We start from the raw sequence: 25,512 nt of genomic DNA, 5'->3' as shown, positions 1-25,512 counted from the left end.
AATAAGAGTGTGAATACATGAATGTGCTTTTAATTAAAGTGGTTACTAAAAGTATAGAGATAGTAGAAGAAATGTATTGTAACAAAGTTATGAGGAATCAAAAAATAAAAATCCCTATAAAGATAGGGATTTATATATCGGCATATAGTTCCTTGGAAAAGGATATACTTAGTTTAGCATATCGGACTACTTATATTTGTGAAATAGATGTGAAAGTAATGTGAAAAATGCCGAAGGAAAAAACTATTTAAATAGAGGGCAATTTAGATGGGGATATGGATTTTACATAAATGTTGTGTTATATTTCTACTTATCTGTTAATAATTACATATTTTAATTTTATTGGGGATAAAAGGGAGAGGTTTAAATGCAATGGTATTTGAAAGCTCTAAAGAATTATGGGAATTTTAGTGGTAGAGCTACGCGAAAAGAGTACTGGATTTTTAGTTTATCCAATATCGTAATTTTTTGGCTACTGTTATTTTTATCATCATTTTCAGAGGTGTTAGTTGCTATTATTGCGTTGCTATTTATGTTAGTAATGATTATACCAAGTTTTTCGGTTGGTGCACGACGATTACATGATATTGGGAAAACGGGATGGTGGCAACTATTAAATTTTGTACCGTTTGGTAGCATTGTTTTACTTGTATTTTTTATCATTGAAAGTGAAGAAAATGACAATCAATACGGACCAAATCCGCATTCAGATTTAAAAGAAGCGATTTAATAAACTTATTTAGTTTGTAGCATTACTAGTTCAATTATTTTATCTATTATTAAAATGGTTTGCGTGGGCTAATATTATTAGGTTGATCTTTAGGTCTAGATGACTTTTGAAACTGTAAAAATGGAAAGATAAAGGCAGAGAGAATATAGCATGGAAAGAAAAAAATTCTAAATAAAAAGCACTGTTTTAGCTAATGTAGCTAAAACAGTGCTTTTCTCTTTGATTGAACAGTTGCAGCATTTTCATCATGTATACCTGCATCTTTAATAATTCGTTGTTTTGCTTTATTTAATAGATGGTTTACTGCTTCGCCAAAATAGTTAGCTTCGCTTTTTGTGCGGGCTTCTCGTAAACATTTATAGTTTTCTAGCAGTTCCTCTTTTTCGGAGTTTGTTAAGAAATCTTCTATTTTCTTTTTTGTCATACGAAACACCCTTTCTCCTGACAAACGACGCAATAGAAAATATTTATTTCTCATTATAACAATAATTTTAAAAGAAAGTATACACTAACGTCGCAATAATTTGTCAATTTCTTGAATCTTCTCATCAGCTTTCCCAATTTGCGTATTTTTAGCCTGTTCGCCACCAAGAGCTTGATGTAGTAAAAAAGTTTGACCGGAAATAGCAGTTACAATGGATACTTTTATAATTTCTTTTATTGCGGTGACATCGAATAAAACGAGCCCAAGAAGTGCGGCTAGGCTACCAGTAAAAATATCAGTTAAAAATCCAAAATGAAAAAATGTTTTCAAACGGCGTGGAAGCAATAACTTACCTTGGTTATTGATTAGATGGGAAACGAAGCCGGTAATGCCACCAACGAGAACAGCGGTTAGCCATTGATACATTTCCATCGAATCCACTCCTTTTAGTGAATAAGATTCGATTATTTCATATTGATTCCTTTTAATATTTCATATAAGCATATTGAGAAAGTTTGTTTGGGTATATTTTGTATTCAAATTAATTATAACAGAAAATTTAGATAGATTTCAGTCTATTATATGAATCATTTTTACAATAATATGAATGCAGAAAGGGGTGCGTGATATGAATATAGATTATCGAATAAGAAGTGTAGATGGTTATACAAAAAAAATAGGGGAATTAGTAAGCCTGCTTGAGCATACGAGAGCTGTAACATTAGGCGAAGTAAAAAATTTATCAGTTGAGCAATTAGATTTAATTATGCAAAGCAGCGGAAATTCAATTGGCGCCTTATTAAAGCATATAGCAGCTATTGAAAAAGTTCATCAGCTTATTTCATTTCAAGATCGTGACTTTACAAAAGAAGAATTAGAAATATGGGAAGATGCACTGTATTTAGGGGAAGCGGGTAGAGCAATCCGTGGTCATGAAATAAAGTATTATGTACAACTTCTACAAAGTGTTCGAGAAGAATCTCTGAAGTATTTAAGTGAACAAGGTGATGAGTGGCTCATGTCAGAAAGAAAGTGGCCTAACGGTGTAGCATATAACCAGCACTATCTATGGTTTCATGTGCTAGAAGATGAAATTAGTCATCGAGGACAAATTAGAATGCTCAAAAACAAGTTATTTGAAAATTACGTAAAATAATGTAGCTTTTTATAGGAGAATTCCATATAATGAGAATAATTAAAATAAGAACGGGGTGATGTATTATGGCGAAAATAACTTATATGAATAATCAACCAAATACAAAGGTGGATGGAAAGGGCGATATTATATAAGGTAATTCGCAATCCTTCCACTTAGTACAAACTAGGGAGGATATTTATTTGAATCAAAATATTTTAGAATCTTTCGGCTGGGATTCATTTTTTGAAGAACAAGTTACAGAGAAAAATTATGAAGTAGGTCGTATTTTACTTGAGCATAAGCATATATATCGCATTATTTGTAATGATGGTGAATATATGGCAGAACTGTCTGGGAAGTTTCGGCATGAAGCGATTACGAAAGGCGATTATCCAGCAGTTGGTGATTGGGTGTATATAAAGAAAATAGAAGATGAAAAGAAAGCGATTATTCATCGTATTTTCCAGCGAAGAAGCTCTTTCTCAAGACAAGAGGCTGGAACAAGAACAGAAGAACAGATTATAGCAGCAAATGTAGATTATTTATTTTTAGTGAATGCACTTAATCATGATTTTAATGTTAGAAGGATGGAACGTTATTTATTATTAGCGTATGAAAGCGGCGCTATGCCAGTTATTGTTTTAACAAAGAGTAGTATATGTAATGATGTGGAAGAGAAAATTGTAGAAACGGAAGCTATAGCAATTGGTGTTCCTATTTTCGTTGTTGATAGTTTAGAGCATACAGGTATAGATTCGTTGAAACAATTCGTTTCTTCAGGGAAAACAATTGCTTTAGTTGGATCATCAGGGGTAGGAAAGTCAACTTTGTTAAATGCTCTAATAGGAATTGATGTAGCAAAAACGGGAGATATACGTGAAGAGGATAGTAGGGGGAGGCATACGACAACGCATCGAGAATTATTCCAATTGCCTAGTGGCGCTCTCGTGATTGATACGCCTGGCATGAGGGAATTGCAACTTTGGGAAGGCAGCGAAGCGATTCAAACAGCATTCTCTGATATTGAAGAACTTGCGACAACATGTCGTTTCCGTGATTGTAAGCATGAGAATGAACCAGGATGCGCGGTGTATAGTGCAATTGAAAACGGACTTATTACGATAGATCGTTTGAAAAGCTATAAAAAATTACAAAGAGAACTGGCGTATTTTATGAGGAAACAAGATGCAATCCTTGCCAGAGCAGAGCGTGATAAATGGAAGAAAATTTCTAAACAACATAAAAAAATGTAAAAACCAAAGGGGCCCCTTTGGTTTTTTCTATTTGTAAATTTTATAATAATATTATTCATATATATAGACAAAGGGAAATTAATTGTTTAAACTTTACAAAGTATTCACCATAATAGGTTATGAAAATAATAATTAAGGAATGGGAAATATTTATAATTAACTCAATTTAACTTTTAAATTTGAAAATTAGGAGGTTCATAATGGGTAAACTATTAAATTTGTTTCGTGATATGAAAGTAGCAAAAAAGCTATTAATTTCATTCTTTGTAATTTTAATTGCAGCCGTTTCTATAATCGGGGGCATGTCTTATCAAACTGCTAAAAAGAATTTTGAATCACAAATTACGAGTAGTGCTAACGATAATATAAAAATATTAGATAATTTAATCAATCAAATGATTGAAGCAAAATTTAACGATGTGAATAACTTTGCACGAGTAATTCAAGGGAATATGTATCAAGGGGATAATCAGGATGAGCTAAGAAAGACATTATCTCAGTATATCAATTTAAATATAGATGTTGAACAAGTGTATGTTGCCGGTAATGATAAGAAATTTGTACAGGAACCAAATATACAAATGGCAGCAGATTATGATCCAACAACACGACCTTGGTATAAAGATGCAGTGGCAAAACAAGGTGGTATTGTTGTTAGCGAGCCATATAAGGCAAAAGGAAATGGACATATTGTCGTAACGATTGCAAAACAAACAGAAGATAAAAATGGGGTTGTTGCGCTAGATTTAAGTTTAGACAATTTATTAAAAACAACAAAGTTAATCAATATTGGTAAAAAAGGATATGCCTTCATTTTAGATGGAAAGCAAAAAATCATTGCTCATCCACAAGAAAAATCAGGGGATAAAGCAGCTGATTCTTGGGCAAAGAAAATTTATGAAGATAATCATGGTGCTTTTACATATTCTTATGGTGGTAGTGAAAAGAATATGGTATTTGCTACAAACGTAAAAACAGGTTGGAAAATTGGTGGGACGATGTACGCAACTGAAGTAATTGAAGCTGCTCAACCTGTATTTTATAATATGTTAATTGTTATGCTTATTTCGTTAGTAGTAGGTGGAGTACTTATTTATTTTGTGACACTTTCAATTACGAAGCCTTTAAAGAGACTAGTTATCACTTCTAAAGAAATAAGTGAAGGGGATTTAACGCAAACAATTGAAATTCATTCTAATGATGAAATTGGTCAACTTGCGAAAGGTTTTAACGAGATGACAAATTCATTACGGACGTTAATTGGAAGGATTAACACTTCGGCAGGACATGTTGCAGCAGCATCAGAAGAACTAACTGCAAGTGTAAGACAAGCGAGTGAAGCAACTGAGCAAATTACAACAGCAATGGATGAAATATCAAGTGGGGCAACGACGCAAACAACAAGTGTAGAAAATGGTGCTATGTTACTGTTTGATGTAACGGAAGGAATTCAGCATGTAGCAAATAGTTCATCATCTATTAATATCGCTTCTGCTCATACTCGTGAAAAAGCAGAAGATGGTGGGAAACTAGTAGGAAGAACAGTAAACCAGATGCAGTCTATTGCAGAATCGGTTTCACAATCAGATGCTGTTATACAGTTATTAAATAATAAATCAAAACAAATTGGTGATATATTGGAAGTAATTCAAAACATTGCAGATCAAACAAATCTTCTAGCTTTAAATGCGGCAATTGAAGCGGCAAGAGCTGGTGAACATGGAAGAGGTTTTGCAATTGTTGCAGATGAAGTACGTAAATTGGCAGAGCAGTCTAGCATATCTTCCAGTGAAATTAGTAAATTAATAGGCGAAATACAAGACGATATGGGTAAGACAGTCAAATCAATGAATCATGTAAATGAAGAAGTTCAATCTGGACTTGTTATTGCAAATGAAACGAAGCAAAATTTTGCTGAAATTTTACAATCTACAAATGAAATAGTTAATCAAATTAAGACGATGGTTGAAACGGCTAATGGAATGTCAAAAGGGGCAAATGAAGTATCTATTTCAGTAGGACAAATTGCAATGACAGCACAAAATAATGCGATAAGCACACAAAATGTTGCGGCTTCAGCTGAAGAACAGCTAGCTTCGATGGAGGAAATTGGATCAGCGGCGGGTACGCTATCTCAAATGGCTGAAGAATTGCAAGTATTAATTGAGAGATTTAAAGTTTAATAGAGAACAGACTCCCCCTAGTAGCATTATGACACTAGAGGGTAGTCTGTTTTATTATGTAAAATCAAATGGAGATGTAAACTTCCTTTATGACGTTTAAAATGGTATTTTGCATAATATTTGTCGAAAAATAGAGGTGTTTGTTAGCTTTGTGTATAATTATTAACCTATAGAATACAAATAAAAGGAGAGTATTATGGGAGTGTATTGGGGGACAAAAAGACATTCTTGGCTTAGTTACGTCTCATTTTGGCTAAGTATTTCATTTTTTATTGTTTTTCTAATTGAAGTGTTTATATTAAAAACACTTTCGAATAGCTCGGTGCAAATTGTTAAATATTTTTATTTTATACTTGTACCAGTAAATATTTTTCTTAGTTTAAAGTTACTATTTAAGAAGAATGAAAAGAAAGCGTTACCTATTTTTAGTTTCATTGTCTCATTATTATTTGCAATTTTAATAATCGTATTAGTTTTAGCAGCTATAGGGAAGTTCTTTTAAGGGGAGTGGTATAAGTCACTCTCCTTTTTTATTTGTGGTAGTCTTACTATATGTAAAAGTGTGAATGCTGTGAGCTAATAAAAGCGGAGAGTAGACAATATTTGCATGGATTAAAGTCTGTCGTTATTTGAACTTGTAAGAGTGTATGGAGTAATGAGGTAATATACATAATAATGGAGATAGAATTAGTTATTTTATAAGTGTGTATGAAGCAAATGAATACGGTAAGAACGGTGATATATGGTACAATAGCTATGGATAGTGATAGAGATAAAGGGTATATAAAATACTCATCGTTTTTTAGTAAGAGAGGGGTTATCTTATGCTATACGAGGATTTGGAGACATTATTTCAAACAGCTCCGAAAGAAGATAGAGGCGGATGGAAATATATAATCCAAGAACAAAATGATACATTTAAAATTGGTGATGAAATACTGAAAAATCAAATGAGTGTCGAATTGTATTTTAATGAATACGATGAGGTGAAAATCACTTTATATAAAGATGGAATTCCCATTACGACTATGCAAAAAATTACGATTTCAAAAGTTGAATTAGACGAAGATGAAGAAGGTATTCAATTTGTTTTAGAACGCATGCCTAGTCGAATGATTCGGTTGCAGTTAAAGCCGTATTTAGCATTAGAAATGGGACCGTACTGGGAAGTATGTGATGATTGTGAATGAACATAAAAAAGCATCCAATAACATGGATGCTTTTTTATGTTTTTTGAAGTTGTTTAAACGCAATGATTGGAAGTATAACAATACTTACCCATCCGATGATAGGATATAGAATGTGAAGTAAGTCACTGTAACCGATGTAACTAAAGCAATAACTAATTAGTAAAATGAAGAAAATAATATTGTGATTTTTCCACCCAGTAATAGATTGCATCTGTTTTGTCATTCCGAACACATTACCAACTAAAGTTGTGAAAACTTCACCGAAAATAATGAGAACGAAGAAGAAGTGAAAAGTTGCATTAAATCTTCTTATGACTTCAGCCATTGGGATGTTATATTGATAAAATTGATCGACTGATAAGATTGCTAAATGGCTGCATAATAAAATTAAAGAAAGTCCAGCACCACCTAAAATCCCACCCCAAAAAATGGCTTTTCGATCCTTTACTTCACTGGCTAATGGGACGAGAACACTTTGGGCGAGAGAAAGGTTTAAGGCGACATATGTAATAGGGCTAGTAATCCATTTCATATTCCAGCTCTCTGCAGGAATAGTGTTATTAATAGGAGGTGTACCGTGAAAAAAGGTTGTAATAGCAAGTCCGATAATAAAAATCATCATAATAGGTACGACAAGTGTATTTACTTCAAAAACACCTTGTAACCCGCGGCTACTTATAATGAGACAAGCGATAACTGTAATGAGAATACCGAGTTGTCTTGGTAAGCGAAGTTGCTCTTCAAATACTGCACCAGCCCCTGATAACATAACGCTCGTTACGCCGAATAAAACGAGTAATAATAATGTGTTTACAACATTCCCAAATACATCCCCAAATAAATATTTGTTAAATTCTTGCGCTGAAAATGCCCCGATTTGTGATGAAAGTAACATCATCTTTGTGCCAAGCCAAATAAAAAAAAATCCACTTACACATATGCCAATTGTCCCGTATAATCCATTCACTGTGAAAAATTCAACAATTTCTCGTCCAGTAGCAAATCCAGCTCCAACGACAGTTCCGATATAAGTAGCAGCTACTTTCTTTGCTACTTGCCATTGTTGATTGTCCATGTTATCCCTCTTTCTACTATGATGAGCTTGATGTACTATTATGCATATGTATGAGCTTGGACAATTAGACGTATGAAGTGGTTGAAAAAATACATGAATTAAATGATATTAGGGAAGCATTAAAGGTGTTAAAACTTTGTTACATATAAGCCAATTGTTCGAAAGGAAAGGGAATGTATGGTAAAATGTAATTAAGTTATTAAAAGATAAACATTACAAAATGATAAGAGGAGTGATTGTATGAGTACGAAAACAAATGTTGTTGAAGTATTAAACAAGCAGGTAGCAAACTGGAATGTGTTATATGTTAAATTACATAATTATCACTGGTATGTGACAGGGCCACACTTCTTTACATTACATGAGAAATTTGAAGAGTTTTATAATGAGGCTGGAACGTATATTGATGAGTTAGCAGAACGTATTTTAGCTTTAGAAGGTAAACCATTAGCGACAATGAAAGAATATCTCGCAACATCTAGTGTCAGTGAAGGGACAAGCAAAGAATCTGCAGAAGAAATGGTGCAAACATTAGTGAATGATTATTCTGCACTTATTCAAGAATTAAAAGAAGGTATGGAAGTTGCGGGTGAAGCTGGCGATGAAACATCAGCTGACATGCTGTTAGCAATTCATACAACATTAGAACAGCATGTATGGATGCTAAGTGCATTCTTAAAATAACGATAAATATATAGAAACCCATTGAAAAATTATTTCAATGGGTTTTTTTATGATTTTTCAGTTTTCTTTTATGCTATAATATAGTAAAAAGGAGGCGATGCGATGTTTCGCTTTTTCAGAACTGGAAAAGAAGAGCGGGAAATTACGAAAGATGAATTAGAACAAGCGATGGCTCAGTTTTTAGAAACGAATGCTAATATCGTTTATACAGTATTAGTAAATGATGATTATACAGTAAATTATGATTTGTTAAAACCATATTTACCTGCATTTCCAACAAATGTTTTTCTCATAACGAAGGAAACGCTTGAGGTATTTGAACATACAGCAGAAAATTTAAACCTAGTGAAAGAAATTGATGTCGTACAAAAAGCAGTAGATCAATACGTAACAGAAAAAGAAATGTTCCCAATTGTTGAAGGTAGCGAAGATCGCCTCATATGTGGAATGAAATTAGGACCTTACTTAAATCGTAGCTTAAAAAGAGACTTATATATTTCAGAAAAACATTATTTAGTTTCAAGTAAACCAGATAGAAAAAAACAAAAGAGTGGGTAGACGTAATGAAAACAACAATACATATATTGTTGTCTTTTTTTGTTTGTTAAAATATTGATTTTTCAGTCTATTCTTATTTATACTAAATGTATTGGACAGGGAAGAGCAACTATTAAGCATCATTTTGAGAATAAGGTATTGTTAGCGTGGGTTATACAAAGTGGTATAAAGATTCGCAAAATAAATATTATAAAAAGTTGCGGGGGAATTGGTACATGAAAAATAGTATGACTTACATTCAATTATTAAATGAAACGTTACGTTGTTATGCAAATAAAGGAAGTTTTGAAGCGTACAATTATATAATGGAAAACGCTACAGGTGTAATAGGGAATGAGGCGCAAATATATAATTTTAAGTATGCACTCGCAAGTGCATCGGGACTTGAAAAAGAAGCATTACATTTAATGAGAGAGGCCATTATAGAAAAGGGATTCTGGTATGGAAATGAGTATTTAATTTCCGATGAAGATTTAAAATCACTACATAAATTTGAAGAATTTCATACAATGGTGCAATTATGTAAAGAAAGAGAAGAATTAGCACATAAAAAGGAAAGACCAGATGTGAAATATATATACAGTAAGAAAGAGGGAAATCTACTACTTACATTGCATGGTAACCAAGAAAATATACAAATAGTAGAACCATATTGGAAATCTGTTTTGATACAAGATTATATGTTAGCTTTACCACAGTCTTCACAAATTGAGTTTTCAGATGGATTTGTTTGGGAGGACATAGAGAGAGGGAAAGAGGAATTAAAAGAGCATTACAATAAGTTTATAGAAAATCATACAGTAGAAAGTGTAATCATTGGTGGTTTTTCTGCAGGGGCGAGAGTAGCTTTATATACGATTTTACAACAAGATATAAATGTAGATGGTTTTGTTTTTATGGCACCATGGCTTCCCGAGATTGAAGAATGGGATGAGTTGCTAAGAGTGCTGAAGGATAAACATATAAAAGGATATATAGTATGCGGGAATCAAGATGAAGATTGTTTCGAATCCACGCAGCAATTTGTACAACTATTAAGAGAGAAAAATATAGAACATAAGTATAAAGTTGTGCCTGACTTAGATCATGATTATCCTATTAACTTTGAAGAGCTATTAAAAGAAGCTATTGAATATATAGGAAATGAAAACAATAAGTAGTAAGAAAAAGAGATGCATCACATGTGATGCATCTCTTTTTAGAATTATAAATTAAAAGCATTTGCTAGTAAGCGATAAGAATTTAATTTATGTTCAAATTGATGAGTAATCGTGACAATCATAAATTCGTCAGTATTGTATGCTTTGCTTAAGTTTATTATTTTTTCTTTTACAGAAGACGGATCACCAACAATCATACGTTGACGATTTTCTTTTATACGGAATAAATCATAAGCGCTGTATGAATAATTTTGAGCAGTTTCAATAGAAGGTGTACCAGTAGTTCGTTTTCCTTGCTCTAATAATAAGATTGATAGATCTAAACTAGAAGCAATTTTTTCCGCTTCTTCATTTGTTTCTCCGCATATAACAAAGATGGCAACGATTGAATTAGGCTTATCTCCTAAAAATGAAGGCTCATATTGTTCTTGGTAAGCCCTCATAACTTCAGGGCCTCCGAAGCCGTTAATAAATTGTGCAAATGCGAAAGAAGCTCCGTTGTTTGCAGCAATTTTAGCGCTCTCTCCGCTAGAACCGAGCATCCACATTTCAGGAGACGTTGGGATAACTGGAGTGGCTTTTAAGTTTGCATAGTGATGGTTTTCTGGTACTTGATCATGTAAGTACATTGCAACGTCTGCAATTTGTTCTGGATATTGATCAAGTGAGACCATTTTCCCTTCTTGAAGTGCGCGAGTTGCTATTGGCATACCACCAGGTGCTCTACCAACACCGAGATCGATGCGGTTCGGATACAATGCTTCTAGAACACGGAAATTCTCAGCAACTTTATATGGGCTATAATGCGGTAACATAACACCACCTGAACCGACTCTAATACGGTCCGTTTTTGCGGCAATATGAGAAATAAGAATTTCTGGACTTGAACCAGCTAAGCTTACGGAATTATGATGTTCGGATACCCAAAAACGTGTGAATCCGAGTTTTTCAACTTCTTGTGCAAGCGTAACTGTATGTGAAAAAGCTTGGGCTGCTGTGCTACCATCTGAAATAGGTGATTGGTCTAATACACTTAACTTGATCATAGAATATACCTCTCAATCTTAATGTACATCCTATTATATATTTACTTATGAAAAATGCGTAGTGAAATGCTCAAAATGAAAAGCGGATAATCTTATTTCCGCTTTTAACGAGAAAATCCGCGTTCATAATGATTCATTTCGACTAGATTTAAAATATATTCATAGTTGTCAATTTCATGCTTTAGTTGTTCACGTTCTTTTTCAGATAGTGTCATATTGCTAAGTTTTTTACATAAGTTTTGTTTCTTTAATTCTAAATGTTTTTTTGTAGCATCGTAGTCATAAGTATGTTTCATTTTTAACCACTCCTTCTTTGTAGTTGCTATATTATACGAAGTATAAAGAAAAGTGAGATCTGTCTCTTATGTACTTTTAGTGAATATTCAAATTGCAATGGTGTTATGTTTATGGGGATTTATGAATAAAATGCACTAAACCACTAACGTCCATTTGATGAAGTAAGGGGTGGAATTGTGCAGAAAGATATAATGTATAACACTGAAATGGATGAAGCGCTAAAAGTTATAGATAAAGGATTGAAGAAGACGATAAGCCCAAAACAGATTATTGTAGTGGGAGCTGGTATGGCTGGGTTAGTTTCAGCATCTTTATTAAAGGCTGCAGGACATGATGTGAAAATTTTTGAAGCAAATAACCGGGTAGGTGGCCGTATAGAAACAGTGAGAATGGAAGATACCGGATTATATTTAGATGTTGGAGCAATGAGAATTCCGTATTCGCATACATTAACGATGGCATATATAAGAAAATTTGGGCTACAGGTGAGTCCTTTTATTAATAGGAATGAGACGGATATTATATACGTAAATGGACGGAAAACGACGTTAAAACAATATGAAAAAGATCCAAGTATTCTAAGATATCCTGTGGAAATGAATGAAGTTGGAAAAACGTCAGAGGAATTATTATTGTTAGCGGTACAGCCCATTATAAATTTTATAAAAAAGAACCCAGAAAAAAATTGGGATATTGTTGTAAAGGATTTTGGGAGATACTCTACTGGACAATTTTTAAAGTATCATCCTTATCAGTATAATACTTACTTTTCGCCAGTAACAATTGAGATGATTGGTGTTTTATTAGATTTAGAAGGTTTTTTGGAACGGTCGTTTGTAGAGACTTTACGCTTTCTATACATTATGCAAGAGGAGAGCGGATTTTGTGAAATTGTGGGCGGGAATGATAGATTGCCAAAGTCATTTTTACCGCAATTAGAAGAGAATATTATATATAATCAAAAATTAATGAAGTTACATCAACACGATAATGGTGTGACAGCTTTCTATCGGAACGAGGAAACTTTTGAATATAGTAGTATTACAGGAGATTTAGTTATTGTTACCATTCCGTTTTCGACAATGCGTTTTGTAGAAGTAGATCCGTTTGATTCTATATCTCATGAAAAATGGAAAGCAATTCGTGAATTACATTATATGCCTGCGACGAAAATAGGAATTCAATTTAAAAGCCGATTTTGGGAAGAACAAGGACAATTAGGTGGCAGAATTATAACAGATTTGCCAATTCGTTATGCCTATTATCCAAGTTATGGAATTGGGGAGAAAGGACCGGCTATGATGTTAGGTAGCTATACATGGTCTTATGACGCGTTGTTATGGGATGGTTTATCAAAAGGGGATCGTATTTATTACGCATTACACAACTTAGCAACAATATTAGGTGGTCAAGTGTATGATGAGTTCATATCTGGAATTTCAAAAAGCTGGACATTGGATCCGTATGCGCTTGGAGGATTTGCACTTTTTCAAGCAGGTCAAGAATCTGAGCTGCAACCAGCGATTGTCAAACCAGAGGGGAGAATATTCTTCGCTGGAGATCATACAACGCTATATCACGGATGGATTCAAGGTGCGATTGAATCTGGAATTCGTGTAGCGGTGGAAGTGAATGAGTAAAAGGTTTTCAATTCAGAAAATTCTTTACTATATAACTTCAGATGGATATTATTATATATAAAAGAAATATAGGGAGTGTTTACAGTGAATCCGTTATTATTCGATTTTCCTTCTGAATTTTATACTGACAGACTTTTTATTCGAATGCCGAAACCAGGAGATGGTAAAGTTGTATATGATGCAATTCAGGCTTCAATACAAGAACTAAAACCTTGGATGGTGTTTGCACAAAAAGAGCAAACAGAGCAAGAAGTAGAAGAAAGTATTAGAAAATCACATATTCAATTTTTGCAACGTGAGGATTTAAGATTACTAGTATTTTCGAAAGAAACAGGTGAATTTATTGCTTCAGCCGGATTACATCGTATTAATTGGGATATACCTCAATTTGAAATCGGATATTGGATTGATACAAGGTTTAGCGGAAAAGGCTATATGGTAGAGGCTGCGAAAGGTATAACGGATTACGCTTTTTCTGAATTAAAAGCAAATCGTGTAGAAATTCGTTGTGATTCTTTCAATAAGAAGAGTAGAGCGATACCTGAGAAATTAGGTTTTAAGTTAGAAGGTACGTTAGAAAGTGCGAGTGTTGCGGTAGATGGAAACGGATTAAGAGATATGTGTGTATTTGCCATGACTAGAAATACATATGAAAAAGAAGAGCTGTAAGAAAACAGCTCTTCTTTTTATGCATTATGGTACAGGATGTCCATTAGAGCTTTCGAAAATTGTAAACCATTGTTGACGGTCTAAGTTAACTTTTGTAGCAAGAGCGGCAGTTTTTACGCGATCTAATTTACCAGAGCCAACGATTGGCATCATATTAGCTGGATGAGCAAGTAACCAAGCATACATAACTGTATCGATACTAGAAACACCTAGCTCAGTAGCAACTTTTTGCACAGTTTCACGTACACGTACGGCGCGTTCTGATTGACCAGTAAAAATCTCCCCACCAGCAAGAGGTGACCAAATCATTGGATTGATTCGTTTTTCTTGGCATAAATCAATTGTCCCTTTTTCAAAATGCTCAAGCTGCAATGCAGAAACTTCAATCTGGTTCGTAATAAGCGGGAAATCTAAGTACGAACTTAACATATTAAATTGTGAAGGTAAGAAGTTAGATACACCGAAGTGACGAACTTTCCCTTCTTGTTTTAATTGTGAAAATGCTTTTGCCACTTCATTTGGATCCATAAAAGGATCGGGACGATGAATAAGTAATACGTCAATATAATCTGTATGTAAATTTTTAAGTGATGCTTCTACACTTTGCATAATATGCTCTGCACTAGTATTGTAGTGAGCAACATATCGCTCTGGAAATTTCGGTGATGGGGGAGCGATTCCACACTTTGTAATAATTTGCATGTTTTCTCGTAAGGAAGGCTTTAATTGTAAAGCTTCGCCAAATAACCCTTCACACGTATATGCGCCGTAAATATCAGCGTGATCAAAAGTAGTGATTCCCATATCCATACAATCTTCAATGAAAGAAAGTAATTCTTGTTTCGTCATATTCCATTCTGCTAAACGCCAAAATCCTTGAATAATACGAGAAAATTCTAGCGTTTCAGCCATTTGAACTCGATCCATTATAAGTACCCCCTTGATGAATAATAATGTTTTGAAAAGGCTTTCTTACTACATGTTATTATATAGTTAATTAGGTGTACAGACAATAAATATGTTTTGCTATAAAAACGATTTTTTCTATCATGCCTTTCGAGAGAACTCCCATCTCTAAACGTAAATGAAGGTGGTGAGGTGAATCGAAAGGAATATTTTATTTTTGAGAAAAAAACGGAAACGTATGTTCTTTTTTGCTATAATATCCTTAACAAGGAGGTGAATAAAATGGCAAAAGAAAATCCATCAAACTATAAAACTCTTCAAATCTGGATAAAAAAAGGGCATCGTATGTATTCTTATTTTCAAGAATGTTGTCATAACGCTAAGAATATGTACAACACCACAAACTTTTATATACGCCAGGTGTACACTGGATTAACACAAGAAAAAGAGTTGCAGCCTTTGCAAAAAGAAGTTCTGGATAATATTCATAAAAATATTGGGAAGATGAATGACACACAACGTCTTGTCTATCGGAAGAAATTGGAAAAAGAGGAAGTAAAGCCTAAAGAAGAACAGAAAGAGATTACATGTAATTTGTTTTCAGAACCTAATTTTGAAAAACCTTATGTAGATTACAACTTTCTAGATGCACTATTTAAGGCTATGATTCAAAATGATTATCGAGCTTTGCCTACGCAATGTAGCCAGTCCATCATGAAAGGTTTGTTCCAAAATTGGAAATCTTTTTTTGCTAGTTTAAAAGACTATAAAAAGAATCCAAACAAATATGATGGAATGCCTAGGATTCCAAAGTATATTCGTTCTTCTGAAAAAGAGATTCTGTATACAAACCAAGATTGCATCATTAAAAACGGTAGATTTTTAAAGTTTCCAAAGACGAAATTGCAATTAAATATTGGGAAACTAGGTTTCACTGAAGGTAAACTGAAACAAGTTCGTGTGATTCCAAAATACAATGAATATGTAGTGGAATTGGTAATTGATGTTCCTTCTGAACAACAAATGATTGAAGAGAATGCTCGTTATATGAGTATTGATTTAGGGATTGATAACCTTGCAACCATCGTAACAAACACAGGTATGAAACCTGTCCTTGTTAAGGGCAAACATGTCAAAAGCATAAATCAATATTACAACAAAATGAAGAGTCATTTTACAAGCATTCTTAGAAATGGAAAACAAACGAATGAAGGACCTTTTACTTCTAAAAGGATAGAAAAACTTCATCAAAAACGTTACTTGAAAATAAAAGACGTCTTCCATAAAGTTAGTCACCACATCGTAAAACTAGCTCAAGAAGAAGAAGTTTGTAAAATCGTTATTGGTCAAAACAAAAGTTGGAAACAAGAAACGAATATGGGAAAAAGAAATAACCAATCGTTTTGTCATATCCCGCATAATTTACTGATTCAAATGATTACATACAAAGCAAATGCTGTAGGCATTCAAGTTGTTGTAACTGAAGAATCATATACATCGAAAGCAAGTTTTCTGGATAACGACTTCATTCCAACGTATGGAGAAAATGACCAAAATACAACTTTTTCAGGAAAACGAATAAAGCGCGGTATATATCGTTCAGCAAATAAAACTTTAATTAATGCAGATGTAAATGCTGCGGCTAACATTTTACGAAAAGTAATCCCAAATGCATGGACAAATGGGATAGAGGGGTTAGGCGTGAAACAGCTCGCTAATGTGTTAACTCCCCTGACGCTAATCGTCCGTTAGGTCGAAACGTTAGAAACCCCCACTTCAAGCTTTGTTAAGTGGGGGAGTGTTCATATGCTATAATGTAGAAACATATAGCTATAAGGAGATGTACGAAATGATTCCAGTAACAATATTAACTGGTTTTCTTGGATCTGGGAAAACGACATTATTAAATCGTATTTTATCAGAAAATCACGGTAAGAAATTAGCGGTGATTGTAAATGAAATAGGGCAAATTGGCATTGATAATCAGTTGATTATGAATGTGGAAGAAGAAATTATGGAAATGACAAATGGCTGTTTATGCTGTACTGTACGTGAAGATTTACTCGTTGCTTTAAAACAGTTACTGGACGTAAAAGCGGAAGGGAAAATGGATTTTGATGGTTTAGTAATTGAAACGACTGGCCTTGCAAATCCAGGCCCGATTATTCAAACATTCTTTTTAGATCCAGTCATTCAATCTGCTTACCAAATTAACGGTGTTGTAACGGTAGTAGATAGTTATCATATACATAAACATTTTGAAAAAGGATTAGAAGCAAAAGAGCAAATTGCGTTTGCTGATGTCGTTTTAGTAAATAAATTAGATTTAATTGAAGAGAATGAGAAAGAAAATCTCTTGCATGAAATTCAAGGAATTAACCCGACTGCAAAGTTAATTGAGGCGACTAACTGTGAGGTAGATATACCATCTTTATTACAAATCCAAACGTTTAAAATGAAAGATACGTTGCAAATTTACCCTCATAAAGAACATAACCACTTAGAAGGTGTGAAATCATTTGTATTACGTGAAGAACGTCCGCTGGATTTACAAAAGCTTAATGAGTGGATGTCAGCTGTCGTTCAAGAGCTAGGGGAATATTTATATCGTTACAAAGGAATTTTATCGATAGATGGAGTAGATAAACGTATCGTTTTCCAAGGTGTACATACGTTATTTGCTGCTTCGTACGATAGAGAGTGGCAAGAGGGCGAAGAGCGAGTAAGTGAAGTAGTTTTTATCGGAAGAGATATTAATAAAGAGTGGTTCCAAGAACATTTCGAGGAGTGTGTGAAATAAGTCTGCGTAAATTGCAGGCTTATTTTTTATGAGCATTCTATTAGATTGCAAAACAGAATTAAATAAGGGAGAGAAACTAAAAATTGATAAATGTATAATAAAAAGCCTGTTTTCACAGGCTTATATTTTCGTCTATTAGTAACTCCATTACAACACCTACAACTGGACCTTCATCATCAATATCCCCATTTAAGCGGAAACCAAATGATTCATACAGTCCCATTGCAAGTTTGTTGTCTGGATGTAAACTTAAGTAAATTATTTTGCATTCAAATTTTTCTTGTAAGAATTGAATGAGTAAGCGAAGGAAACGTTTTGCGTATCCTTTTCCTTGATATTGTTGGTCAATCATAAAGCGATCGAGCCATACACTTTTATGTTTTACTGAATACCATCCATACATTGCGTATCCTACAAGTGTTTCTCCATCATATAAACCTACTGACGTTCCGTTTCCTTCATATAATGATTCTGCTAAAGAAAACGCGTTACTTTCAATAAATTGTTGCTGATCTTTTGCGACGTCTAAAGCAACTACTGAACGCCAATTTTTTGCTGTTACTTCACAAATGTGAAGATTCATAATTCCAACTCACCTTCTAAATTAATATAGCTTTAAAGCTAATATGGATAATTTTACTTGTTATTTTGGTCAAGTCAAGGATAAATACATAAAAAGGCAGCTGAATAACAAATTCAGCTGCCTAGAAAGTGTAATGGATTAGTTTGTTGCTTCTTTCAATGTGTTTACGTTTTCTTCCATTAAAGTAAAGTAATCTTTATTATTTTTTGCATCATCTTCAGAAATAGTAGCTAAGTGATTTAAGCGTAAAACTTTTGTACCAGTTTCTTTTTGAATTACAGATGCTACTTTTGGAGTAGAGAATGTTTCGAATAAAATATATTTTAGATTATGTTCTTTTACTGTTTTTGTAATGTCAGCAAGCTGCTTTTGAGATGGTTCATCAGAAGCTGAAATTCCAGCGATAGGAATTTGTTTTAGGCCGTATCGTTGTTCCCAGTAACCATAGGCAGCATGAGAAACTAAAATTTCTTTCGTTTTTGCGTTCGCTACAGCTGCCTTAAATCCATCGTCTAAATCAGTAAATTTAGTTTGAAGTGCTGCAAAGTTTTTTTCGAATTCTTGTTTATGTTCAGGTTGTAATTCTACAAGTGCATTTTTAATTTTTTCTGCCTGTTTCATTGCTAGAGTAGGATCTAACCAAACATGCGGGTCTTTATCGTGATGATGTTCATCTTCTTTATGGCCATCTCCATGATCATGATGCTCTTCTTCAGTAGAAGCACGAAGCTCAATACCTTTAGATGCATTTACAATTTTAACATTTTCTTTTTGTAATGTTTTTTCCATTTTTTCAGCAAATGGTTCTAATTCAGCGCCGTTATAAACAAATAAATCGGCTTTTGCAACTTGTACTGTTTGTTTTTGACTTGGTTCAAATGTATGTGAATCTGCACCAGGTGGGTAAATCGCTTCAACATTTACATAGTCGCCACCGATTTTCTTTGCGAAATCAGCAAGTGGGAAAATCGTTGTATAAACTGTTAGCTTTCCATCTTTCTTGGCATTACTTTCTTTTTTATTTGAGCAGCCAGCGAAAATTAAGGTAAAAATAAGTAAGAATGAAAATATAGTCAATCTTTTAGGCATGAAGTTCTCCTCTTTTCTTTTTACGGATATATTTTCCCCAATTATAGAAGAAAAATATCATTTTAATACAAAACGGAATAATTACGTTTTAGTTTGCGAACTTAGTATAATACATCTTTAATAAAGTTGCAATAAATAATAATCATTCCGATTTGTTTTTGTTATAAAGTTGTCAAATATAGGTGTATTATTTTTGCAAATGCATGCATATGTGACAACGCTGTTTTCATATATTGAAAAGGAGGTAAAGAGGGGGATGAGCGCTTGGGTTATTTAATGGAAGCTATTTTATTAATATTAGCGGTAGTATTGCCATTATCTTTCGTATTAATTTTTTTAAGAAGATTAATAAGTAATTTAGGGGACGCTACAACAATAACGAAATTACAAGAGAGAGATGAGAAAAAAGAGTGAGTAAAGCACTATGCGTACGCATAGTGTTTTACTTGTGGTAAAATAAGAGCAGGAAACTCCTAAAGGTTGTATTTTACTAAAGGAGAGAAAAGTAAAATAAGAGGTATATGCATATATGAATAAGCGAACAGCGTTAATACTTGGTGCAAGTGGTTTAGTTGGACAAGAGATAACGCGTCTATTACTTGAATCAGATTACTACGATTCGGTTACTATTTTTGTAAGAGAGCCAATGCAATTGCAACATGAGAAGTTACAGCAGAAACAAGTTGATTTTTCGGTATTAGAGGAATATAAAGAGTTCTTTGCTGTGGATGATGTTTTTAGTTGCTTAGGAACAACAATAAAAAAAGCAAAAACAAAAGCAAATTTTAAAAAAGTAGATTATGAATATACGTTACGAGCTGCTTGTTTAGCTGAAAAACAAGGGGTACAAAATTTCCTTGTCGTGTCTTCTATGGGAGCGAATCCTAAATCATTCTTCTTTTATTCACAAGTGAAAGGAAAAATGGAAGAAGAATTGCAAAAGTTAGTGGTTGGTGGTATTCACATTTTTAGACCATCATTATTAGTAGGAAATCGACAAGAATTTCGTTTCGGCGAACGAATGGCTGAAAAGTTATCTCGTATTATTCCGTTTATCTTTAAAGGAGCTTTCAAAAAATATAAACCAATTTCAGCTAAAGATGTGGCGAAAGGGATGTATATAACCGCGCTGCGAGAAGAATCGGGTATCCATACTTATAATTCAAATGAAATTACAACGATAGAATAAATAAAACCGAGAAGAATGACTTCTCGGTTTTATTTATTCGTATGAATTTTTCCTGGTGCTCGCTTATATTGGTGAGGTTCTTGCAATTCAAAGCCAAGTTCATTGGCCGCTATTCTTGGAAAATACGGATTGCGAAGTAATTCACGTCCGATAAAAATTAAATCTGCTTCGTTATTATTTAAAATTTGCTCTGCTTGTACTCCGGTCGTAATTAATCCAACTGCACCAGTTGCAATGTTAGCATGCTCTTTAATATGTTTGGCATATTGTACTTGATAACCAGGATACACATCAATATGTGCTGGTACAACTGCGCCAGAACTACAATCGATTAAATCTATTCCCTGTTCTTTCATCCACTTTGTATACTGAACGTAATCTTGAACCGTTAGCCCGTCAGGATGATAATCATTTGCTGAAATACGGACAAATAACGGTCCGTCCCAAACTTCATTTACAGAGTCGATGATTTCGCGTAAGAAACGATAGCGGTTTTCAGGTGAACCACCATATTCATCAGTCCGCTTATTGGAAAGCGGAGAAAGAAATTCATTAATAAGATAACCGTGAGCACCGTGTATTTCAATAACATCAAATCCAGCTTGTTTTGATCGTACTGCAGCTTGCTGAAAAGCTAATACAGTATCTTTAATTTGGTGTTTGCTCATTTCTATTGGCATTTTCATTGTTTCATTAAATGGAATGGCTGAAGGAGCTAACGCATCTGTTTCTAGTTCTGCTTTTCTTCCGGCGTGAGCGAGTTGAATGGCAGCTTTTGCACCATTATCATGTATAAAAGTAGTCGTTTTATGTAAGCCTTCAATTAAACTGTTATCCCAAATGCCTAAGTCTTTATTTGAAATTCGACCTTCAGGTAACACGGCTGTTGCTTCAATCATAACTAAACCAACTTGACCGGCAGCTCTTGTTCCATAATGAATGAGATGGAAATTCGTTACTTGGCCATCCCCGTTTTCCGATGAATACATGCACATAGGTGACATAACAATCCGGTTTTTTAATGTAACGTCCTTAATTGTATAAGGTGAAAAAAGTTCGGAATTCATCCAATAGCCTCCTAGATTGAATTTTCTTACATTGTATCATTCTCTTTTTTGTTTCTCTAATAAAACGCTTATACGAAAAATTTTGTATATTCGTGTTACAATGACTAATATGAACTGAATTGGAGGATGGCATATGTACCAGGCTTATTATGAAAGCGAAGTAGGTTTGCTTGAAATTACAGCGAATCAAGAAGGAATTACGTCTGTTATATTTGTTGATGAACGACAAGAAGAAAATAAAAATGAAATGATAGAACAATGTATAAATGAGTTAGATGAATATTTTAAAGGGAAAAGAAAAGAGTTTACGGTCCCGCTGTCTGCGGAGGGAACAGCATTTCAAAAAAATGTATGGGATGCACTTTATACTATTCCATACGGCGTAAGTGCTTCATATTTAGATATTGCAGAGAAAGTTGGAAATACAAAAGCTGTACGGGCAATAGGAGGGGCAAATAGTCGGAATCCAATTTCAATAATTGTTCCATGTCACCGTGTAATAGGGAAGAGTGGAAAGCTTGTTGGATATGCTGGTGGTTTATGGAGGAAAGAGTGGTTATTAAAACACGAAGGTATTTTGAAATGACGTATGGATGGGAAGAGGGATTGTTTTGAAATGTATAAATTGTGGGCAACCTTGCGAGGAGGAACAGTTAAATTGTGCAAGTTGTCAGCGAAACTTGGATAATGAACAAGATGAAGGTAGCTCGTTAATAGATAAAGAACTAGAAGTATATGTAGGGAGACAATATCCGTATTACAAAAGGAAATGGGAGCTTGAGAATAAGCGGATTGCTAGGTGGAGCTGGAATGGTTGGGCTGCTATTTTCAATATAGGCTGGCTAGGATATCGTAAGTATTATGTACCAGCTGCTTTATTTATGTTGTTATTAGTAGCGTGTGATGCATTTTCGTATTATATGGGATTTAATGTAGCGTTGCCAATCATTAATATGGTGCCTCTTACGTTTTTATTACTCATTTTTATTCTGTTTGGAATGGGGATTTTTGCAAATGGATTGTACTATCAATTTGCGGAAAGACGTATATACCGAATAAAAGCAAGAGAAATAAAAGATAAATCAGTTGAAAACTATCTAATCAATGATAGCGGCGGAACGAGCAAAATGGGAGCGACAATTGTTACTATTTTAGCAGTTGCTAGCATATTTTTTAGTCATTTCTTTTTTCCGACTGATCGAGACGTTATTCAAAAGGTTCGTACAAGCTCGCTTTATGAATATCCTTTCTTTTCAATAGGTGAATCTTTCGAAAATTATTTTCAAAATTCAGGTTGGATATATTATCGTGGAACGGAAGGGTTAGAATTAGTAGAATTCCAAGGATATAACACCGGAACGCCAAGACAAAAGGTGAAGATTCAATTTGTTGTCGATTATAAATTAGGTGAAGTGGAACCATACTCATTTATGGTTAATGGTGAATCTAAAACTGAAGAAGAGTTTTTGAAGCTAATGGAAGAAATATTTAAAGTTCAAAATCCATTTGATATAGAGGATGGATTACAAGTAAATGCTATTCAAGAAAGCGGCTGGAAAGAAATTTCCGATCGCTTTTTTCTATGTTTGTTAAAATAAATATTTAAAATAATCAGAATCTTTTGTATAATAAAATATATTATATAGGATTTAACTTATACATATAGATTGGGGGAAGGAAGAATGAAGAGAAAGACAACAACAATTGCTGCACTTGCGTTAACGACGAGTGTATTGGTTGCAGGGTGTGGGAATGGTGAGAAGGCTTCGACAACGAAGAAAGAATCGAATAAGGGAATGGCCGATAAACAAGTTTTAAATTTGCTAGAAACAGCTGAAATTCCTTCAATGGATACATCTAAATCAACGGATTCTGTATCTTTCCGTGTATTTGTAAATGCAATGGAAGGTTTATATCGTCTAGATAAAGATAATAAACCAACACCAGGTATGGCAAAAGATGTGAAGATTAGTGAAGATAAAAAGACATATACATTTGAATTACGTGATGCGAAATGGTCAAATGGTGATCCAGTTCGAGCACAAGATTTTGTATATGCATGGCAACGTACATTAGATAAAGCAACAGCGGCAGAATATGCATTCATTTTATTTGATGTGAAAAATGCACAGAAAGTAAATAAAGGAGAATTACCATTAGATCAACTGGGTGTTAAAGCGAAGGATGATAAAACGTTGGTAGTAGAATTAGAGCAACCAGCACCTTATTTTCTTGAGCTTACGTCGTTCCCTACATTTTTCCCATTAAATGAAAAATATGTGAAAGAGCAAGGAGATAAATACGGATTAGAAGCAGATAAATTAGTATATAATGGACCATTTACAATGAGTCAATGGAAACATGAACAAAATTATCAGTTAAAGAAAAATCCTAATTATTGGGATAAAGATACTGTAAAGTTAGACGAAATTAATGTAAGTATTGTGAAGGAAACAAGCACGGGAGTAAATTTATATGATAGTGATCAAGCAGATCGAGTTATTTTAACTTCTGAATTTGTTGATAAATATAAAAAGAATAAACCAGATGAATTTAAAACGAAGTTAGACCCGCGCATATATTTCTTACGTTTTAACCAAAAAAATGCAACATTTAAAAACCAAAAAGTACGTGAAGCGATTGATTTAGCATACGATAAAAAAGGAATTGCTGATGTCATTTTAAATGACGGTTCATTGCCAGCATATTTCTTAGTACCTGAAAAATTCACGACAGGTCCGGATGGAAAAGATTTCCGCTCTGTAAATAAAAACTTCCGTGATAGTAAAGATAACGCAGAGAAAGCAAAAAAATTATGGGAAGAAGCGAAGAAAGAGCTTGGTCAAGATACAATTACGGTTGAATTACTAAACGATGATAACGGTAGCCGTAAAAAAGTAGGCGACTTTATTAAGGAAGAACTAGAGAAAAACTTGCCTGGTATTAAAGTGAATTTGAAACAGCAACCATACAAGCAGAAGCTAGATTTAGAAAAGAAATTCCAATATGAATTCTCATTATCTGCATGGAGCCCTGATTATCCGGATCCAATGACTTATATTGATATGTTTGTTACTGGAAGCTCATTTAATGAAATGGATTATTCTAATCCGAAGTATGATGATTTAGTAGCGAAATCAAAAGGAGAGCTATTAAAAGATGATAAAGCACGCTGGAATGCACTTGCGGAAGCTGAAAAAATCTTAATTGGTCAAGACGCAGCAATTTCTCCTACGTACCAACAAAGTACAGCTTATTTAGAGAAGCCATTTGTAAAAGGCATTGCTAACCATACGTTTGGCGGGGACTTCAGTTATAAATGGGCATATATTACAAAAAAATAGTATAATAAAAGATGAGTGAATTTTCGCTCATCTTTTATTTGTATAAGGAGGAATTATAGTTGTTAAGAGGAATCAATCATATTTGTTTTTCGGTATCTAATTTAGAAAACTCTATTATGTTTTATGAAAAAGTATTAGAAGGAGAATTATTAGTTAAAGGAAGAAAATTAGCTTATTTTAACATATGTGGAGTATGGATAGCGCTTAATGAAGAGACGCATATTCCGAGAAATGAGATTCATCAATCTTATACGCACATTGCATTTTCTGTTGAACAAGAAGACTTTAAATGTCTAATACAGCGATTAGAAGAAAATGATGTTCATATTTTACAAGGAAGAGAACGTGATGTAAGAGATTGCGAATCTATATACTTTGTTGATCCTGACGGTCATAAATTTGAGTTTCACTCAGGGACACTGCAAGACCGTTTAAATTATTATAGAGATGAGAAACCTCATATGACATTTTATTAGGGAGGGATAGC

29 protein-coding genes are annotated in these 25,512 nt (G+C 33.8%); 20 read left to right on the top strand and 9 right to left on the bottom strand.

Annotated features, from left to right (window positions below; genetic code table 11):
• The first annotated feature begins 17 nt into the window (after positions 1 to 17).
• Positions 18 to 224, top strand: coding sequence for a hypothetical protein (locus tag B9A45_RS33240; protein ID WP_001101741.1), 207 nt, complete (start codon positions 18 to 20; stop codon positions 222 to 224).
• 143 nt (positions 225 to 367) lie between these two features.
• Positions 368 to 730 (top strand): DUF805 domain-containing protein, encoded by a 363-nt coding sequence (locus B9A45_RS19875; protein WP_001198794.1) that lies wholly within the window; start codon positions 368 to 370, stop codon positions 728 to 730.
• Positions 731 to 929: 199 nt separating this feature from the next.
• Here the strand turns inward: B9A45_RS19875 and B9A45_RS19870 are convergent, their stop codons facing one another.
• On the bottom strand, positions 930 to 1,154 hold the full coding sequence (locus B9A45_RS19870; RefSeq protein ID WP_000162602.1) for a hypothetical protein: 225 nt from the start codon (positions 1,152 to 1,154) through the stop codon (positions 930 to 932).
• Positions 1,155 to 1,238: 84 nt separating this feature from the next.
• A complete protein-coding gene (locus tag B9A45_RS19865) occupies positions 1,239 to 1,586 on the bottom strand; it encodes a DUF4257 domain-containing protein (protein ID WP_000426317.1) in 348 nt (115 codons plus the stop codon).
• 196 nt (positions 1,587 to 1,782) lie between these two features.
• Between B9A45_RS19865 and B9A45_RS19860 the strand changes: the two genes are divergently transcribed.
• From B9A45_RS19860 to B9A45_RS19835, 5 genes are all read left to right on the top strand, one after another.
• On the top strand, positions 1,783 to 2,310 hold the full coding sequence (locus tag B9A45_RS19860) for a DinB family protein (RefSeq protein WP_001018100.1): 528 nt from the start codon (positions 1,783 to 1,785) through the stop codon (positions 2,308 to 2,310).
• A gap of 182 nt (positions 2,311 to 2,492) precedes the next feature.
• On the top strand, positions 2,493 to 3,545 hold the full coding sequence (gene rsgA, locus B9A45_RS19855; protein ID WP_001073075.1) for a ribosome small subunit-dependent GTPase A: 1,053 nt from the start codon (positions 2,493 to 2,495) through the stop codon (positions 3,543 to 3,545).
• A 200-nt stretch (positions 3,546 to 3,745) separates the two neighbouring features.
• Positions 3,746 to 5,728, top strand: coding sequence for a methyl-accepting chemotaxis protein (locus tag B9A45_RS19850; protein ID WP_084064655.1), 1,983 nt, complete (start codon positions 3,746 to 3,748; stop codon positions 5,726 to 5,728).
• A 196-nt stretch (positions 5,729 to 5,924) separates the two neighbouring features.
• Positions 5,925 to 6,230 carry a hypothetical protein gene (locus B9A45_RS19840; RefSeq protein ID WP_000539571.1) on the top strand — a complete coding sequence of 102 codons (306 nt, stop codon included), beginning with the start codon at positions 5,925 to 5,927 and terminating at the stop codon, positions 6,228 to 6,230.
• Positions 6,231 to 6,552: 322 nt separating this feature from the next.
• Positions 6,553 to 6,918, top strand: a complete 366-nt coding sequence (locus tag B9A45_RS19835; protein ID WP_000965059.1) for a DUF3979 family protein — start codon at positions 6,553 to 6,555, stop codon at positions 6,916 to 6,918.
• Between the two features lie 34 nt (positions 6,919 to 6,952).
• On the opposite strand, the gene B9A45_RS19830 is transcribed toward B9A45_RS19835, so the two are convergent.
• Positions 6,953 to 7,993, bottom strand: coding sequence for a YkvI family membrane protein (locus B9A45_RS19830; protein WP_000370203.1), 1,041 nt, complete (start codon positions 7,991 to 7,993; stop codon positions 6,953 to 6,955).
• Between the two features lie 240 nt (positions 7,994 to 8,233).
• Between B9A45_RS19830 and B9A45_RS19825 the strand changes: the two genes are divergently transcribed.
• The 3 genes from B9A45_RS19825 (at position 8,234) to B9A45_RS19815 (ending at position 10,395) form a co-directional block, all read left to right on the top strand.
• Positions 8,234 to 8,677: a Dps family protein gene (locus B9A45_RS19825; RefSeq protein WP_000105199.1), complete on the top strand. Its 444-nt coding sequence runs from the start codon at positions 8,234 to 8,236 to the stop codon at positions 8,675 to 8,677.
• Between the two features lie 102 nt (positions 8,678 to 8,779).
• Complete coding sequence (locus B9A45_RS19820) at positions 8,780 to 9,235, top strand: DUF3939 domain-containing protein (protein WP_000488206.1); 456 nt, start codon at positions 8,780 to 8,782, stop codon at positions 9,233 to 9,235.
• Between the two features lie 215 nt (positions 9,236 to 9,450).
• A complete protein-coding gene (locus B9A45_RS19815; RefSeq protein WP_058840108.1) occupies positions 9,451 to 10,395 on the top strand; it encodes an alpha/beta hydrolase in 945 nt (314 codons plus the stop codon).
• A 44-nt stretch (positions 10,396 to 10,439) separates the two neighbouring features.
• Here the strand turns inward: B9A45_RS19815 and B9A45_RS19810 are convergent, their stop codons facing one another.
• Both B9A45_RS19810 and B9A45_RS19805 read right to left on the bottom strand, forming a co-directional pair.
• Positions 10,440 to 11,441 (bottom strand): LLM class flavin-dependent oxidoreductase, encoded by a 1,002-nt coding sequence (locus tag B9A45_RS19810; RefSeq protein ID WP_000594042.1) that lies wholly within the window; start codon positions 11,439 to 11,441, stop codon positions 10,440 to 10,442.
• Positions 11,442 to 11,545: 104 nt separating this feature from the next.
• On the bottom strand, positions 11,546 to 11,737 hold the full coding sequence (locus tag B9A45_RS19805) for a DUF3896 family protein (protein ID WP_000683357.1): 192 nt from the start codon (positions 11,735 to 11,737) through the stop codon (positions 11,546 to 11,548).
• Positions 11,738 to 11,914: 177 nt separating this feature from the next.
• Between B9A45_RS19805 and B9A45_RS19800 the strand changes: the two genes are divergently transcribed.
• Together B9A45_RS19800 and B9A45_RS19795 are read left to right on the top strand one after the other, a co-directional pair.
• Positions 11,915 to 13,378, top strand: coding sequence for a flavin monoamine oxidase family protein (locus B9A45_RS19800; RefSeq protein WP_048568920.1), 1,464 nt, complete (start codon positions 11,915 to 11,917; stop codon positions 13,376 to 13,378).
• Positions 13,379 to 13,462: 84 nt separating this feature from the next.
• A complete protein-coding gene (locus B9A45_RS19795) occupies positions 13,463 to 14,047 on the top strand; it encodes a GNAT family N-acetyltransferase (protein WP_001068749.1) in 585 nt (194 codons plus the stop codon).
• A gap of 24 nt (positions 14,048 to 14,071) precedes the next feature.
• Here B9A45_RS19795 and B9A45_RS19790 read toward each other — a convergent pair whose 3' ends face one another.
• Complete coding sequence (locus B9A45_RS19790) at positions 14,072 to 14,974, bottom strand: aldo/keto reductase (RefSeq protein WP_000376358.1); 903 nt, start codon at positions 14,972 to 14,974, stop codon at positions 14,072 to 14,074.
• 261 nt (positions 14,975 to 15,235) lie between these two features.
• Between B9A45_RS19790 and B9A45_RS19785 the strand changes: the two genes are divergently transcribed.
• The gene (locus B9A45_RS19785) at positions 15,236 to 16,705 is read left to right on the top strand and encodes an RNA-guided endonuclease InsQ/TnpB family protein (protein WP_084064650.1); all 1,470 of its coding nucleotides are present in this window, start codon (positions 15,236 to 15,238) and stop codon (positions 16,703 to 16,705) included.
• A 97-nt stretch (positions 16,706 to 16,802) separates the two neighbouring features.
• Entirely contained in the window at positions 16,803 to 17,753 is a 951-nt protein-coding gene (locus B9A45_RS19780; protein WP_000613420.1) for a CobW family GTP-binding protein, read from the top strand.
• A gap of 112 nt (positions 17,754 to 17,865) precedes the next feature.
• Here the strand turns inward: B9A45_RS19780 and B9A45_RS19775 are convergent, their stop codons facing one another.
• Together B9A45_RS19775 and B9A45_RS19770 are read right to left on the bottom strand one after the other, a co-directional pair.
• A complete protein-coding gene (locus B9A45_RS19775) occupies positions 17,866 to 18,336 on the bottom strand; it encodes a GNAT family N-acetyltransferase (RefSeq protein WP_001048676.1) in 471 nt (156 codons plus the stop codon).
• 138 nt (positions 18,337 to 18,474) lie between these two features.
• Positions 18,475 to 19,425, bottom strand: a complete 951-nt coding sequence (locus B9A45_RS19770) for a metal ABC transporter substrate-binding protein (protein ID WP_001126151.1) — start codon at positions 19,423 to 19,425, stop codon at positions 18,475 to 18,477.
• Positions 19,426 to 19,689: 264 nt separating this feature from the next.
• Between B9A45_RS19770 and B9A45_RS32255 the strand changes: the two genes are divergently transcribed.
• Positions 19,690 to 19,839 carry a hypothetical protein gene (locus B9A45_RS32255; protein WP_000540932.1) on the top strand — a complete coding sequence of 50 codons (150 nt, stop codon included), beginning with the start codon at positions 19,690 to 19,692 and terminating at the stop codon, positions 19,837 to 19,839.
• A gap of 115 nt (positions 19,840 to 19,954) precedes the next feature.
• On the top strand, positions 19,955 to 20,614 hold the full coding sequence (locus B9A45_RS19760) for an oxidoreductase (protein ID WP_084064646.1): 660 nt from the start codon (positions 19,955 to 19,957) through the stop codon (positions 20,612 to 20,614).
• Positions 20,615 to 20,643: 29 nt separating this feature from the next.
• On the opposite strand, the gene namA is transcribed toward B9A45_RS19760, so the two are convergent.
• Positions 20,644 to 21,681, bottom strand: a complete 1,038-nt coding sequence (gene namA, locus B9A45_RS19755) for an NADPH dehydrogenase NamA (protein ID WP_001083648.1) — start codon at positions 21,679 to 21,681, stop codon at positions 20,644 to 20,646.
• 133 nt (positions 21,682 to 21,814) lie between these two features.
• Here namA and B9A45_RS19750 point away from each other — a divergent pair, with 133 nt between their 5' ends.
• From B9A45_RS19750 to fosB, 4 genes are all read left to right on the top strand, one after another.
• Positions 21,815 to 22,267 (top strand): methylated-DNA--[protein]-cysteine S-methyltransferase, encoded by a 453-nt coding sequence (locus B9A45_RS19750; RefSeq protein ID WP_000283913.1) that lies wholly within the window; start codon positions 21,815 to 21,817, stop codon positions 22,265 to 22,267.
• A 25-nt stretch (positions 22,268 to 22,292) separates the two neighbouring features.
• Positions 22,293 to 23,279, top strand: a complete 987-nt coding sequence (locus B9A45_RS19745; RefSeq protein ID WP_002098546.1) for a DUF2628 domain-containing protein — start codon at positions 22,293 to 22,295, stop codon at positions 23,277 to 23,279.
• Positions 23,280 to 23,363: 84 nt separating this feature from the next.
• A complete protein-coding gene (locus B9A45_RS19740) occupies positions 23,364 to 25,025 on the top strand; it encodes a peptide ABC transporter substrate-binding protein (protein ID WP_000824281.1) in 1,662 nt (553 codons plus the stop codon).
• 59 nt (positions 25,026 to 25,084) lie between these two features.
• A complete protein-coding gene (fosB, locus tag B9A45_RS19735) occupies positions 25,085 to 25,501 on the top strand; it encodes a FosBx1 family fosfomycin resistance bacillithiol transferase (RefSeq protein ID WP_000943769.1) in 417 nt (138 codons plus the stop codon).
• The last annotated feature ends 11 nt before the right edge of the window (positions 25,502 to 25,512 follow it).

It is taken from the genome of Bacillus sp. JKS001846 (assembly GCF_900176455.1).
Lineage (GTDB): Bacteria > Bacillota > Bacilli > Bacillales > Bacillaceae_G > Bacillus_A > Bacillus_A cereus.
This window is presented reverse-complemented; position numbering and strand designations above follow the sequence as displayed.